The 13,280-nt window shown below is 62.9% G+C and carries 12 protein-coding genes; 6 read left to right on the top strand and 6 right to left on the bottom strand.

The window, feature by feature from the left end:
* Window positions 1-11: 11 nt before the first annotated feature.
* The 3 genes from FJ941_RS06075 to htpX form a co-directional block, all read right to left on the bottom strand.
* Complete coding sequence (locus FJ941_RS06075) at window positions 12-1,736, bottom strand: heparinase II/III family protein (RefSeq protein WP_140503905.1); 1,725 nt, start codon at window positions 1,734-1,736, stop codon at window positions 12-14.
* A 140-nt stretch (window positions 1,737-1,876) separates the two neighbouring features.
* On the bottom strand, window positions 1,877-3,268 hold the full coding sequence (locus FJ941_RS06070; protein ID WP_181169722.1) for an RsmB/NOP family class I SAM-dependent RNA methyltransferase: 1,392 nt from the start codon (window positions 3,266-3,268) through the stop codon (window positions 1,877-1,879).
* Window positions 3,265-4,284 carry a zinc metalloprotease HtpX gene (htpX, locus tag FJ941_RS06065; RefSeq protein ID WP_140503903.1) on the bottom strand — a complete coding sequence of 340 codons (1,020 nt, stop codon included), beginning with the start codon at window positions 4,282-4,284 and terminating at the stop codon, window positions 3,265-3,267. The genes FJ941_RS06070 and htpX overlap by 4 nt, the downstream gene beginning before the upstream one ends.
* Window positions 4,285-4,389: 105 nt before the next feature.
* Between htpX and FJ941_RS06060 the strand changes: the two genes are divergently transcribed.
* Window positions 4,390-4,611 carry a DUF1674 domain-containing protein gene (locus FJ941_RS06060; RefSeq protein ID WP_027145146.1) on the top strand — a complete coding sequence of 74 codons (222 nt, stop codon included), beginning with the start codon at window positions 4,390-4,392 and terminating at the stop codon, window positions 4,609-4,611.
* A gap of 156 nt (window positions 4,612-4,767) precedes the next feature.
* On the opposite strand, the gene FJ941_RS06055 is transcribed toward FJ941_RS06060, so the two are convergent.
* Window positions 4,768-5,433 (bottom strand): HAD-IA family hydrolase, encoded by a 666-nt coding sequence (locus tag FJ941_RS06055; RefSeq protein ID WP_140503902.1) that lies wholly within the window; start codon window positions 5,431-5,433, stop codon window positions 4,768-4,770.
* A gap of 171 nt (window positions 5,434-5,604) precedes the next feature.
* Here FJ941_RS06055 and FJ941_RS06050 point away from each other — a divergent pair, with 171 nt between their 5' ends.
* The 4 genes from FJ941_RS06050 (at window position 5,605) to FJ941_RS06040 (ending at window position 9,924) form a co-directional block, all read left to right on the top strand.
* Window positions 5,605-6,474, top strand: a complete 870-nt coding sequence (locus FJ941_RS06050) for a transglutaminase family protein (RefSeq protein ID WP_140503900.1) — start codon at window positions 5,605-5,607, stop codon at window positions 6,472-6,474.
* A gap of 553 nt (window positions 6,475-7,027) precedes the next feature.
* A complete protein-coding gene (locus FJ941_RS06045; RefSeq protein ID WP_348640738.1) occupies window positions 7,028-7,984 on the top strand; it encodes a pilus assembly protein in 957 nt (318 codons plus the stop codon).
* Window positions 7,891-8,292, top strand: a complete 402-nt coding sequence (locus FJ941_RS29740) for a VWA domain-containing protein (RefSeq protein ID WP_348640737.1) — start codon at window positions 7,891-7,893, stop codon at window positions 8,290-8,292. Before FJ941_RS06045 ends, FJ941_RS29740 begins: the two co-directional genes overlap by 94 nt.
* A gap of 363 nt (window positions 8,293-8,655) precedes the next feature.
* Complete coding sequence (locus FJ941_RS06040; RefSeq protein ID WP_140503898.1) at window positions 8,656-9,924, top strand: cyclopropane-fatty-acyl-phospholipid synthase family protein; 1,269 nt, start codon at window positions 8,656-8,658, stop codon at window positions 9,922-9,924.
* Window positions 9,925-9,938: 14 nt separating this feature from the next.
* Here FJ941_RS06040 and FJ941_RS06035 read toward each other — a convergent pair whose 3' ends face one another.
* Window positions 9,939-10,685 (bottom strand): MOSC domain-containing protein, encoded by a 747-nt coding sequence (locus tag FJ941_RS06035; RefSeq protein ID WP_140503897.1) that lies wholly within the window; start codon window positions 10,683-10,685, stop codon window positions 9,939-9,941.
* Window positions 10,685-12,640, bottom strand: coding sequence for an acetate--CoA ligase (gene acs / locus FJ941_RS06030; protein ID WP_140503895.1), 1,956 nt, complete (start codon window positions 12,638-12,640; stop codon window positions 10,685-10,687). Before acs ends, FJ941_RS06035 begins: the two co-directional genes overlap by 1 nt.
* Before the next feature lie 306 nt (window positions 12,641-12,946).
* Between acs and FJ941_RS06025 the strand changes: the two genes are divergently transcribed.
* Complete coding sequence (locus tag FJ941_RS06025) at window positions 12,947-13,219, top strand: usg protein (RefSeq protein WP_140503972.1); 273 nt, start codon at window positions 12,947-12,949, stop codon at window positions 13,217-13,219.
* Window positions 13,220-13,280: the final 61 nt, after the last annotated feature.

Raw genomic sequence — 13,280 nt, 5'->3', positions numbered from 1 at the left:
TTGGCGGCGCTTCAGTTGTTTTCCGGATAACCGGCGATCTTTGTCCGCGTCAGCTGCCAATGGACTTCGGCAATGTCGGACGCCTTGAAGGCGAGCACGATCTGGCGGCTGCGGCGCGGCCCGCCCAGACCGGCGAAATAGATCGATTCCTCAACTTCGGGCACCACCTCGTCCGAGGTGAACACCCAGGTGTCGGCCAGATCGGCGGTCAGCACCAGCCGCTCCTGTTCGTCTTGCAGCAGATTGATGTCCGGATGGACGTGAAAGCGCACTGTGATGAAATCGCGGCCGCTGTTGCGGATCGCGGCGTTGCCGGGCCGCTGGAACCGGTCCCGGCCCGCCAGCACATTGCCGTCCGAGGAGAGTTTCAGCTCACGTTCGTGCAGGAAGCCGAAACGCTGCAGATATCCGTCATGACGGGCGATGAAGCCGTGGACGCCCTTCTGGTCGATGCGCTTACACTGCACTTGCTGCGGGCCGCCGATCAATGGTGATCCCAACTGGTCGTTGACCCGCAGCGCGTGGGTGAAACGCGCCGAAGACGTGTCGTTGATGGTGGCTGTCGAATGCGCTGCGGTGGCGCGGGCCAGTGGCCGGAACTCCGCGGCGCCGTAGGTGTCGATGCCGGCATTGACGATATAGTGCTGGCGGCCCGACGACAGTTCGAAGGCGAGGCAGCCGGCATGGGCTGCATTGGACACGTCGACCGGCGGCGGCAGGCCGGTATCGGCGATCACGGTGGCGCCGCCGATCGCCAGCCGTTCATAGCCCGAATGCGGTGCATGCAGCAGCGGGGAGCCGGCGGTGTCGTCATGGCGCAGGATGGTGGCGATGCGGTCATGGATTGTGGCGCCCATACCGTTGAAGCGGGCGAGGCTGCCATCCTGATGACGGAAGAAGCGCAGCGCCGGCAGCATGCGGTCGATGGCGCCGATCAGCGCCTGCGGCGGCGCTTCGGCCTGGTTGGCGTAGGTCTGGCGTAGCGGCAGGAGGTCGGCGAGGATTTCCAGCACAGCCATTGGATTGCGCGAGATATGGCCGCCGTCGGCAAGGATCTGGCGATTGAGTTCCCCGGCAAGGTTGCGGGTGGCGCCGCGCAGCGCGGAAGCCGGCGCCGGCAGGGACAGTGCCGCGAAGGCCAGCGCGATGCGGGCGCGCAGCCGGTCCTTGCCGTCGGGCATTTCGCGCGCCATCGACCTGAGATAGCGGATCTGCATGGCCAGCGATTTCAGGAACGCGCGGTAAAAGGGGAACTCGGCGCCCTGCAGCACGACGGAGGAATGCTGCAGCCAGGCGATGATGCGTTTGGCCGTCGTGCCTGGCTCCCAGGCGATGCCTGAAATATGGTTGCCATGCATGGCGATCCAGTCGGAGACGAGCGCGCGGGCGTTTGCCGCGGCGAGCTCCGTGCCGGCGGCACGCATGTGGCGCAGCCAGCGGAAGCCATGCAGCGTCTTCTGCCACCCGTGATTGGGGACATTGATCTGGAAAGGGGATTTGCCGCCGGTCTCAACCAGATGGCCAGACAGGGGATAGCGGCCGTAATAGATCTCGAGTGCGATCTGCGGGTCGGCGAGGCGCAGGTCCGGCGGCGCGATCAGGACACGTTCGGGCGTGCGGCCGGAATAGCGCCAGCGATAGACCGGGCTGGCACGCAGGCGCCGGCGCGTCTTGCGCCAGAACTCCTTCGCGACCAGCGTCCATAGACGCGTCGTGTTGCTGGCAGCCAGTGCCAAAACCCCTCCTGATCGTCCTCTACCCCAAGCACAAGCTTATATGATTCAAGAACTTATGCGAAGGCGAATTCCATAGGACGGCGCCGGGTCCCCTGCTTTTGGACCGGTTCCTTCCTAAAAAAATCTGCAAATCCCAGTGCTTAGGCCGAGGTTCGACGCATGCGCGCGGCGAAGAAGCCGTCCAGACCGGAGCGCTCCGGCGCGCCGAGGTCAAGATCGGCGGGCGTGGTGCGCAGTGTGCCTTGCGGCGTCAGGAACGAATCGATGCCGGCGATCTCGCCTTGCCGCAGCGGATCGTCAATGACCGCAGCCGTGTCCTTGAGAAAGGAACGATGCAGTTCTTCGCCCTCGAGCGGATCGAGGGAACAATTCGAAAAGACGATCCTACCGCCGGGCCTGACCAGTGTAACGGCGCGCGCGAGCAGCCTGCGTTGCAAGTCGGCGAGTTTTTCGACGTCCGCCGCCGTCTTGGTCCACGGCACGTCCGGATGCCGCCGCACCGTGCCCGTCGAGGAACATGGCGCATCGAGCAGCACGGCGTCGAACAATTCGCTGGGCTCGTATTTGAGCAGATCGGCCTGGACGATGTCGGCGGAGAGGCCGAGGCGGCCGAGATTCTGCGCCAGCCGCGCCAGGCGGTTCTTCGAGGTGTCTACCGCTGTGACCCTGGCGCCAGCGAGAATGAGCTGCGCGGTCTTGCCGCCGGGCGCTGCGCAAAGGTCGGCGACGCGCAGGCCGGCGACATCGCCGAACAACCGGGCGGGAAGGCTGGCCGCAGCATCCTGGACCCACCATGCCCCCTCCGCGAAGCCCGGCAATTCCGTGACGGCGCAGGCTAGCTTCTCCACCCGAACCGTTCCGGTGGGCAGGACAATGCCGCCGAGCTTTTCGGCCCAGAGTTCGGCATCGGCCTTGACCGAGAAATCGACCGGCGCCTCGTGGCGATGGGCAGCCAGGATCTGCCGGGCCTTCTCGATGCCATAGGCGGCCTTCAGCCGGTCGGAAAACCATTTTGGCGCTTCGTCTGTGGCGGCAAGCGCGGCCGGAAGCTCGGCTTCCTTGGCTCGCGCCAGCGTGCGCAGCACGCCGTTGACCAGGCCGGAAAAACGCTGCGTGCGGGGGTCGGACTTGGCGTGGGTCACGGCTAGGTCGACGGCGGCGCTGTCGGGAATGTCGAGGAACAGGATCTGCGCTGCCGCCACATGCAATATGTGCGACAAGGCGGTCGCGTTGGGCGGCAGCGGCTTTTCCAGGCGCCGCGCCAGCAGTCCCGAGATGGTCATGCGGTAGCGCAGCGCGGTTACCAGTATGGCGCGCACCAGGCCACGGTCGCGCAAATCGAGGACCCTGTATTGCGGATGGCCGTTCTCGTGGTCGGTCAGGCCATCAAGCGGCGTGCGGGCATCGATGACTGCGGCCAGCAGCCGCGCCGCAGCCTTCCGCGCGGCGAGGCCGGCAACGAACTCGCCGCCGGCATTGTGTTCCTGATCGCCTGCAACCGTGCGTCGAGGTGCTCTGCCCGCCACGCTCACGACCACCGGCCCTTGGGCCCGGTCGGGTTGCGACCCCACGGATTGGATTTCGGGCTGGCCGGTTCGGCCGGCTGTTCCGGTTCGGCCGGCTTGCCCCACGGTCCAGCTGCTTGCGGCTCGTCCATTTGCGGTGGCGTCGGTGCCTGGCGCTGCGCGGTTCGCGGAGCGCCATCGCCCATCTGCTGCGCCATTGCCTGCAGGGCGGCGATGCGGTTGTCGGTGCTCGGATGGGTGGAGAACAGACTGTCCATGCGCTCGCCATGCAGGGGGTTGATGATGAAGAGATGCGCCATCGCGGGATTGCGCTCGGCATCGGGGTTGGGAATGCGTTCGGCCCCGCGGGCGATCTTGTCAAGCGCGGAGGCCAGCCATAGCGGGTGTCCACAGATTTCGGCGCCGCGCCGGTCGGCCTCGTATTCACGGGTGCGGCTGACCGCCATCTGCACGATCATGGCCGCGAAGGGCGCGACGATCATCGCCGCCAGCACGCCGACAAAGCCGAACGGGTTGTTGTCGCGGTTGCCGCCAAGGAAAAAGGCGAAATTGCCGAGCATCGAGATGGCACCGGCAAAGGTGGCGACGATGGTCATGGTCAGCGTGTCGCGGTGCTGGACGTGGGCGAGCTCATGCGCCATCACGGCGGCGACCTCTTCATGGGTCAGCCGCTGCAGCAGGCCGGTGGAGGCGGCGACGGCCGCGTTCTGCGGATTGCGGCCGGTGGCAAAGGCATTCGGCTGCGGATTGTCGATCAGATAGGTTTTCGGCATCGGCAGCCCGGCCTGTTTGGCCAGTGCCTGGACGATGGCGTAATATTCCGGCGCGTTCTTCTCGTCGACCTCGACGGCGCGGTTCATCGACAGCACCATCTTGTCGGCGTTCCAGTAGCTGAACAAATTGGTGCCGGCAGCGACCAGCAGGGCGATCATCATGCCGCCCGAACCGCCGATCAGGAAGCCGACGCCCATGAACAGCGCAGTCATGGCGGCGAGAAGCATGGCGGTGCGAATGGTGTTCATCGTCTGCTCCTGTCCGGATGGTGGTGAAAAAGGGTCGATCCTCGTGACGTCATCGCTATATGATGGGAAACGCCTGTTCCTGTTTCAATCCGCTCGAGATATCGCATGAACGATGAAACCAGTAAAACGCCAGCCGGCACGGATGACGGCGAGCCGCCAAAAGAGCTGACGCCCGCCGCCCGCCGCGCGCTGCAGGAAGCCGAGGCAAGGCGGCAAGACTACCGCCGCAAGGAAGCAGCACTGCCCCGGGAAATCGGCGGCCGCGGCGGCAAGGAACCCGGCCGCTATGGCGACTGGGAGGTCAAAGGCCTGACCAGCGACTTCTAGAGTGTGTTGATATTCAGATGAGACCGGCCTGCAAACGGAAGCTGCCTGCGCTTCCGTTGCTCACATACCTCAGTACGCTCCGTTCCGGTTCTCGGCAGCTTCCGTTTTCGACTCGGCCTGACCTGAATCTCGGCACACTCCAGGCCGCGCTGCACTCTAAGCTGCGTTGCGCTGGGGCTCGAGCGCAACCCAGCCGCGTTCGTCGACGGTGATGTCGATGTCATCGTAACCGGCGATCGTGGCATGCTGTGTTGCCAGGGGATGCTGGTGCGTGGCGTTGATCACCATGACCGACGCTCCCGCCGCCTCCGCCGCCGCGATGCCAGCCGGGGCATCCTCGAACACCAGGCAGTCACGCGCGTCGAAGCCAAGCCGTCTTGCGCCGAGCTGGAAACAGTCGGGCGCCGGCTTGCCACGGGAAACATCCTCCGCCGCGACGAGGACCCCAGGGACAGGAATGCCGGCGACCTTCATGCGTGCAAGCGCCAACGAGCGTGGCGCCGAGGTTACGATCGCCCAGCGCTCCGGCGGCAGCGCGTTGAGAAACGCCACGGCACCGGAGATCTGGAGGATGCCCTCGAGATCGTCGGCCTCGGCCTTCAGCAGTAAATCGGCTTCGTGTGTCGGGTCGACGCCCGGGAGTGCAAGGGCGGTGATGGTCTCGATCGCCCGCACGCCATGAATTGTCGGCAGGAAGGCCGCGACGTCGAGGCCGTGGCGCAGCGCCCAGTCGCCCCAGACCCGCTCCGCCGAGGCGATGGAATTGATGAGCGTGCCGTCCATATCGAAGAGGAAGGCGGCGAATTTTTTGCCAGCAAACATGATTTTCCTTGAAGTCCGGGGGAGGGTGTCGAGGGAGGACGCAACCGTAACGCCAAGGTGCCGACATGAAAAGGCGCGAGAGCGCTTTTGGGTCGCGATCCAGGGAACCACCGTCACCTCGCAACGTTTGAAATCGTACAATTCCCATCACGCGAACCAGGGACCACGCCCATGCTGATACGCCTCGGCTACGAGATCGCGATTGAATGCGCCGAGGCAACCCCGGTGATTTCTCTGCTCGAAATCCACAAGGACAGGCGGGCCGACATCAAGCGGCAGACACGTGTGCTCATCTCGCCATCGGTGCCGACCAGGCTCTATCACGACCTGCATGGCAATGCCTGCCGCCGTTTCACCGCGCCCGCCGGCGGCTTTCGCATCCTCTACGACGCGGTTGTCGAGGACAGTGGCGAGACGGACGAGGTCAACACGCTGGCCCGGGAAATGCCGGTCGCCGAGTTACCCGACGAGGTGCTCTTCTATCTCCTGGGCAGCCGCTATTGCGAGACAGATCATCTGAGCAATCTCGCCTGGCAGCTTTTCGGCCATCTTCCGTCCGGTTGGGCGCGGGTGCAGGCGATTGTCGACTATGTCCACAACCGCCTGTCCTTCGGCTATGGCTATGCGCGTTCGACCCGCACTGCCGCGCAGGCGCACGAGGAACGCGTCGGGGTGTGCCGCGACTTCGCCCATCTGGCCATCACGCTTTGCCGTTGCATGAACATTCCGGCGCGCTACGTGAACGGCTATCTCGGCGACATCGGCGTGCCGGCCGATCCGGCGCCGATGGATTTCTCGGCCTGGATGGAAGCGTTCCTCGACGGCAAGTGGTACACGTTCGATCCGCGCCATAACCGGCCCAGGGTTGGTCGCGTCGTCATCGCGCGCGGCCGCGACGCCACCGACGTTCCCTTGCTGCACAGTTTCGGCCCGCACCGGCTCACCTTGTTCAAGGTATGGACCTACGAACAGCAAGGCAGGCTGTTCAATCCACCCCACCGCGGTATCGACAGGACGGCCAGCGCGCAGATGCTGGCCTAGCTCTCGGCGTCAGCCATTTTCGGTTCGGCCTGACCTGAATCTCAACGCGTTGGCTAATGCATGTCGCCCGGAAGTGTCCTCGGTTCCGGGACAACGACATGCATTAAATCAGAAGCCTACAGCAGGTCGGGCGAATCCCATTCGCCGCGACATGCTGTAGGTTTGTGCCATGCCTCGCAACCCTGGGACAGTTGGTCCGCTTCGGCACAGAAGGCCTGTGCCGCAACAAGACGTCGCCAAGACTTCGGCGATTGCCTCGCCTCGAGCATGGTAAGCGTCTGGTAAACGCGGCGAGGATCGTGGTTTTTCGTTTACCAGTCGTTCACTTTCACGAAGGTCTAAAGCAAGCAAAAACAACAGCTTGATATCTGGCCGAAGGTGTCCCGGCGTGAGGCGGAGTCATCCGGCTGGAATCCTGCATTGCCCTGTCCGCGGCGACGAGGCCGAGGCAAGCGGAGGCTGTTGGATGCGGAATTACGGGGGTCTTGTTCACGCGTTCGCCAGAGATCGCGGTGGAAATTTCGCGGTCCTGTTCGGCTTTGCTGCCTCGGTCTTGGCGCTGGTCGCGGGCTTCTCGGTCAATGTCACGCAGCTCTACAATGCCAAATCGAGCCTGCAGGGCGTCGTCGACGCGGCGGTGACATCGACGGCACGTGACCTGACCACGGGTGCCATCAAGGAGGCCGACGCAAACAAATCCGTGCAGGCCTTTCTCGACGCCAACGCTACCGCCGGAATTCTGCAGGCCGGCCAAGTCGTTCTTGACCGGCTGATCGTCGACAAGATCGCAAAAACGGTCCAGGTGGACGCCCACGTCGATGTTGCCCTGTTCTTCCCGATTTTCGGCACGGACGATGCGAGGCAGGTCACTGCTTCGACAACATCGCTTTATTCGGACAAGACCATCGAAGTGGCGATGATGCTCGATGTAACCGGATCGATGGCCGGTCAGAAAATCAAGGACCTGAGGACCGCCGCCGCCAATGCGGTGGACAGCTTCCTGGGTACTCAGGACCCGAACAAGCCGCGCGTTCGCCTCTCCATCGTGCCCTACGCCAATTCGGTCAATACCGGCCAACTTGCGGCCAGCAGCGTCTATGTGGAAGCCAATGCCAGTCAGCGCAAGCAGGCACCCGGCAATGCGAGCGCTCAACCTGCTTCGGCATCCCCGCGCCCGGACAATTGCGCCACCGAACGCAAGGGGACCGATCAATATTCGGAGGCGGGTCCTGGCTCCAGCATGGTCAACCGCGACTATCTGTTGTCTAGCTTTGCCGCTAACACAAACACTGCGGCTTGCCCGGCCGCCGCACTCGTCCCTTTGACGGCTGACGTCGCCACGCTCAAGAATGTCATCAAGAATCTTGGCGCCTCGGGGGTACTGCCGGCCACATCGGCGTTCAATGGACCTGGTATATGCTGTCGGAAAGCTGGGGCGGCGTGCTCAATGCCTCTCAGCGGCCAGCCAAATTCGATCCCAAGAAAGTTGGCAAGTACGCGATCCTTATGACAGACGGCGAATTCAACCTGTCCTATTTCGACGCGACCAGCGTTGGCGGAGTCTATAACGATGCCGGCAAGGAAACGACCCGCACGGCCGCGACAAAACTCTGCGCCGCCATGCGCGACAAAGGCATAGAGATATTCACGATCGGCTTCAAACTCGATAAGACGAATGCCGCTTCGACGCTCCAGAACTGTGCCAGCCCCGATACCGGTTCAGTCAAGCACTTCTATCAGGCCGCCGACGGCGCCGAATTGGATTCGGCCTTTCAGACAATCGCCCGCAACATCGAAACCCTTGCTTTGACCAAGTAGAACCCAGCCCAAACGGAAAAGGCCGCCGCTTCTTTCGAAGCCGGCGGCCTTCCGTGTTTCCGTCCATGGCGCGGCTCAATGGCGATGACGTTCACGTCACCCGCCGCGCATCTCGCGCCTTAACGGGAAGACTGCTTCCCGAAAGTGCAATCCGCTGAGGCCACGTTCTGGAAAACGAAATCACTCGACATCGGATCACCTCCTTTCGATTTGTTGAACACACCCTCATGATGGGGTGCGTTGCAGCAAATGACAAGTGCCATGCTGAAAAAGGCATCCTTGCCGGAAGATGGCGCCGTATGCTTTGGCTTGCGATCCAGGTCCCGAACGGACAAGATTGAGCCATCGACAGCGGGGAAGGGTATGGACGCCACCGAAAGAGCTGCGCGCATCGTTCGAACGGTAGTCGAGGCGGTGAAGCCCGCCTTCGCGGTCAGGCTGTGGACCGGCGAGCGGATCGGCCCCGCCACCGGCCCCGTGCTCGTCATCAACGACCACGACATCGTCTGGCAGATCGTTCGCCGACCGTCCCTGTCGACCCTTATCGAGATGTGGATTTCCAAGGCAGTCGACATCGAGGATGGATCGCTGTTCGATTTCTACGCCCTGCCTTCGACGGGCAAGCTGCGGTCGAAGCTGAAGACATTGCCGAAACGGGCGCTTCTGCGTGACTTGCCGGCGGTGCTGTTTTCGAGAAAGCAGATGACGTCGCGGGTTGATCTCGCTGGTCGCAACCCGTTCGTCAGCGGCTCCAGCAAGGAGGCGATCCAGCATCACTATGATATCTCGAATGCCTTCTACGGGCTCTTTCTCGACGAGCGCATGGTCTATAGCTGCGGGTATTTCCAGGATTTCGCAAACGGCATCGACGAGGCGCAGGTCGACAAGCTCGACCATATCTGCCGCAAGCTTCGGCTGAAACCGGGTGAAAGATTGCTCGACATCGGCTGCGGCTGGGGCGCGATGCTGATCCACGCCGCGAAAAATTATGGTGTCGTCGGACACGGCGTATCGCTGTCGCAAGCCCAGACCTCACTAGCCCGCGAGCGCATTCGCGCCGAGGGTCTGGAGGACAAGATCACCATCGAGATAAAGTCCTACGCAGAGCTCACCGGCACCTTCGACAAGATATCGTCCATCGGTATGTTCGAGCATCTGGGCCTGGCAAACCATGCGGCCTACTTCTCCGCTGTCCACCGGCTGCTGAAACCGGGCGGAATCTATCTGCATCACGCCATCACAAGGCGCAGCAAGGGCGACATCAAGAAGACCCTGCGCAAGGGGCCGGAATACAGGGCGCTGATCAAATACATCTTCCCGGGTGGCGAGCTCGATACGGTCGGCATGACGCTAGGCAATCTCGAAGCGCACGGCTTCCTCGTCTACGATGTCGAGAATTTGCGCGAGCACTATGCCCGCACCTGCAGGCTGTGGGCCGAGCGTCTGCAGGCGCGGTTTGGCGAGGCAATCGCCGAGGTCGGCGAAGCCAAGGCGCGGCTGTGGCTGCTTTACCTGAGCGGCTGCTCCATCACCTTCGAACGCGCCTCGGCGCAGATATTCCAGACCGTCGCCACCAAACGCGCGCGAGGCCCGAGCGGCCTGCCACCGACCCGGGCGGACCTTTATCGATAGGCTGGGTCGGCAGGTCAGACAAACCGCATCGGCGCACCGATCTCGACACGGCCAGGCTGGTCGACGGTGCAATAGACGCCGAGATTGTGGCCGTTGTGGCGGGCCAGATTGCGCAGGATCCCTGGATCATTGTCGAAACCGTCCTGGGCGATGATGGTGAAGCCGCAGCGGCGGCACGGCTCGGAGATGGTCAAGACCAGGTCGCCGATGGCGAGCTTTCGACCGATCCATTCGGTTTCGGGAAACGAGCCCTCGACCGGAGCGATGTCGACGACGATGTTGGGGCGGAAGCGGCGCGGATCGGCGGCCCCTTCCGGATGCAGTGCCTTCAGCCGCGCCAGCGATGCCGTGGTCAGGAGATGGATCGGCGCCTTGCGGTAGCGTTCCGCGGTCAGCGGACCGGCATAGCCTGCCGCATTCTCCCTGCGGAACGGCCGGATCGAGGCGCCGAAGCCGAGATAGGCCGACACGGCGCGGTTGCATTCGGCGCTGGGTGCGGCGAGCCAGTCGCCATCGGGGATGGCGATTTCCAATTCGCCGCCGTGGCTCAGCCGGGTGCGGATGCTCGGCACCTTGTGCCATTTGGCGTCACGATCGGGCCGGGCGATCTCGTTGTCCGAGATATCGACGAGGCCGAACATACGGTCGCCCTCGATGCTGTGGGTGCCGACCAGGATGGCGTCCTGGCGCTCGCCGGCGAGCGAACTCGCCGGATAGCGCCACAACTGGGTGACGGTGCCCAATGCCGCGTCTTCCCGCATCAGCCCTTCTTGTTCTGCCGGTTGGCGATGAGATCGTCGACCACGGCCGGATCGGCAAGCGTCGAGGTATCGCCGAGTGCGGAAAAATCGTCCTCGGCGATCTTGCGCAGGATGCGGCGCATGATCTTGCCCGAACGCGTCTTGGGCAGGCCGGGCGCGAACTGGATCTTGTCGGGCGTCGCGATGGCGCCGATCTCCTTGCGGACATGGGCGACGAGTTCCTTGCGCAACTCTTCGCTCGGCTGCTCGCCGGCCATCAGCGTGACATAGCAATAGATGCCCTGGCCCTTGATGTCATGGGGATAGCCGACCACGGCGGCCTCGGAAACCTTGTCATGACTGACCAGAGCCGATTCGACCTCGGCCGTGCCCATGCGGTGGCCGGAGACATTGATGACGTCGTCTACGCGGCCGGTGATCCAGTAGTAGCCGTCCGCATCGCGGCGGCAGCCGTCACCCGTGAAATATTTTCCCTTGTAGGCGGAGAAATAGGTCTGCACGAAACGGTCGTGATCGCCATAGACGGTGCGCATCTGGCCCGGCCAGGAATCGGTGATGCAGAGGTTGCCGTCGGCCGCACCGTCCACCACCTTGCCCTCGCTGTCGACCAGTTGCGGCTGGACGCCGAAGAAGGGCCGTGTCGCCGAACCTGCCTTGAGGTCGGTAGCGCCCGGCAGCGGCGTAATCAGGATGCCGCCGGTCTCGGTCTGCCACCATGTGTCGACGATCGGCACCTTGCCGTCGCCGACGACGTTGAAATACCACTCCCAGGCTTCCGGGTTGATCGGCTCGCCGACCGAGCCCAGCACGCGCAGCGATTTTCGCGATGTCTTGGTGACATGCGCGTCGCCGGCGCCCATCAGCGCGCGCAGCGCTGTCGGGGCGGTGTAGAAGATGTTGACCTTGTGCTTGTCGATGACTTCCCAGAAGCGCGACTGCGAGGGGTAGTTCGGCACCCCCTCGAACATCAGCGTGGTGGCGCCGTTGGCGAGCGGTCCATAGACGATGTAGCTGTGGCCGGTCACCCAGCCGACATCGGCGGTGCACCAGTAGATGTCGCCGTCATGATAGTCGAAAACATATTGGTGCGTCATCGACACATAGACGAGATAGCCGGCGGTGGTGTGCAGCACGCCTTTGGGCTTGCCGGTCGAGCCCGACGTGTAGAGGATGAACAGCGGATCCTCGGCCTTCATCTTCTCCGGCTTGCACTCAGGCTTCACCGTCGCGACTTCGTCATGATACCAGACATCGCGCCCCGGCGCCCAGCCGATCTTGCCGCCCGTGCGGCGCACGACCACGACGGTCTTGACCTTGACATGGTGCTTGGCGGCAACGTCGATCGCCTTGTCGGTGTTCTCCTTCAGAGGAATGGGTTTTCCTCCACGCAGACCCTCGTCGGCAGTGATGACGAAGGTCGATTCGCAGTCGACGATGCGGCCGGCCAAGGCATCCGGCGAAAAGCCGCCGAAGACGACCGAATGAATGGCGCCGATACGCGTGCAGGCCAGCATCGCGTAAGCCGCCTCCGGGATCATCGGCATGTAGATGGTGACGCGGTCCCCTTTCTTGACGCCGTGCTTCTTCATCACATTGGCAAGCCGGCAGACATGCTCGTAGAGCTCGTTGTAGGTGACCTTCCTGTCGTCGTAGGGGTTGTCGCCTTCCCAGATGATGGCGGTCTGGTCGCCGCGCTTCTTCAGGTGGCGGTCGATGCAATTATACGAGACGTTGGTCTGGCCATCCTCGAACCACTTGATCGAGACCTTGCCGTCGAAGGAGGTGTTCTTGACCTTGGAGAAGGGCTTGAACCAGTCGATCCGCTTGCCGTGCTTGCCCCAGAACTTGTCCGGGTTCTTCACGCTGTCGGCATACCATTTGAGGTAAGTGTCATTGTCGATCAGCGCGTTCTTCTTCCACGCCGGCTGGACGCGATGGACATGAACCTCGGACATTTCTTGGCTTTCCTCCCGAACCAATCCGCGGGCTTGACACGCCCGCGGGATCGCGGCCACGCAGCCGCGAATTCGGCGGCATTATTACCAGTTCCGCCGCGACGGCAACATTAGACGTTGGATTCGCGTGGCGGGATGCCGCAGGAGCGCTTTCCGAGGCTGTCAGCACTCGACGCGGTTCGCTGCTAACTGCATGTTTTTGTGGGAAAAGTTCGTTCTGCGATCAAGAAAAATCAATAGACAGTTAAGTAACGGCGCGCACAATTGGTGCTTGGGAGGACAGGAGAATCAACCTTGGCGACCGCAATGCGCGACCATCTGGAAATGGACCTGATGCTCAAAGGCTACGGCCTGACCACGGCCAAGATTCTTTATCATTTTCCCGACCACCCGCATCTCCTGCAGAGCTTCGTCTGGCAGGACTACGACATCGCTCCGACATTTCCGGTGCTGATCAGGTTCATCGAATTCTGGAAGGCCAAGCTCGACGGGCCCCTGCATTCGGTGAGCTACACGCACCAGAAGCTGATCGCGCCGAACGAATGGCGCAAGGTGGATGGCGAGTTCGTGCTGCACTGAGGGTCCGGCGCAGAAGCTTTGAGGCTCGCTTGCGTTGACGGGCCGATATGCATGGCGATTG

This window comes from Mesorhizobium sp. B2-3-13, from assembly GCF_006442195.1.
Taxonomy (GTDB): Bacteria; Pseudomonadota; Alphaproteobacteria; order Rhizobiales; family Rhizobiaceae; genus Mesorhizobium; species Mesorhizobium salmacidum.
Note: the sequence above shows the minus strand (reverse complement) of the source record. Positions and strands in the feature narration are given on the sequence as shown.

Coding starts and splice junctions, on each gene's coding strand:
- htpX (WP_140503903.1), bottom strand. CDS start 4,284: ATGAACACCATTCGCACCGCCATGCTTCTCGCCGCCATGACTGCGCTG.
- FJ941_RS06060 (WP_027145146.1), top strand. CDS start 4,390: ATGAACGATGAAACCAGTAAAACGCCAGCCGGCACGGATGACGGCGAG.
- FJ941_RS06055 (WP_140503902.1), bottom strand. CDS start 5,433: ATGTTTGCTGGCAAAAAATTCGCCGCCTTCCTCTTCGATATGGACGGC.
- FJ941_RS06050 (WP_140503900.1), top strand. CDS start 5,605: ATGCTGATACGCCTCGGCTACGAGATCGCGATTGAATGCGCCGAGGCA.
- FJ941_RS29740 (WP_348640737.1), top strand. CDS start 7,891: ATGCTGTCGGAAAGCTGGGGCGGCGTGCTCAATGCCTCTCAGCGGCCA.
- FJ941_RS06040 (WP_140503898.1), top strand. CDS start 8,656: ATGGACGCCACCGAAAGAGCTGCGCGCATCGTTCGAACGGTAGTCGAG.
- FJ941_RS06035 (WP_140503897.1), bottom strand. CDS start 10,685: ATGCGGGAAGACGCGGCATTGGGCACCGTCACCCAGTTGTGGCGCTAT.
- acs (WP_140503895.1), bottom strand. CDS start 12,640: ATGTCCGAGGTTCATGTCCATCGCGTCCAGCCGGCGTGGAAGAAGAAC.
- FJ941_RS06025 (WP_140503972.1), top strand. CDS start 12,947: ATGCGCGACCATCTGGAAATGGACCTGATGCTCAAAGGCTACGGCCTG.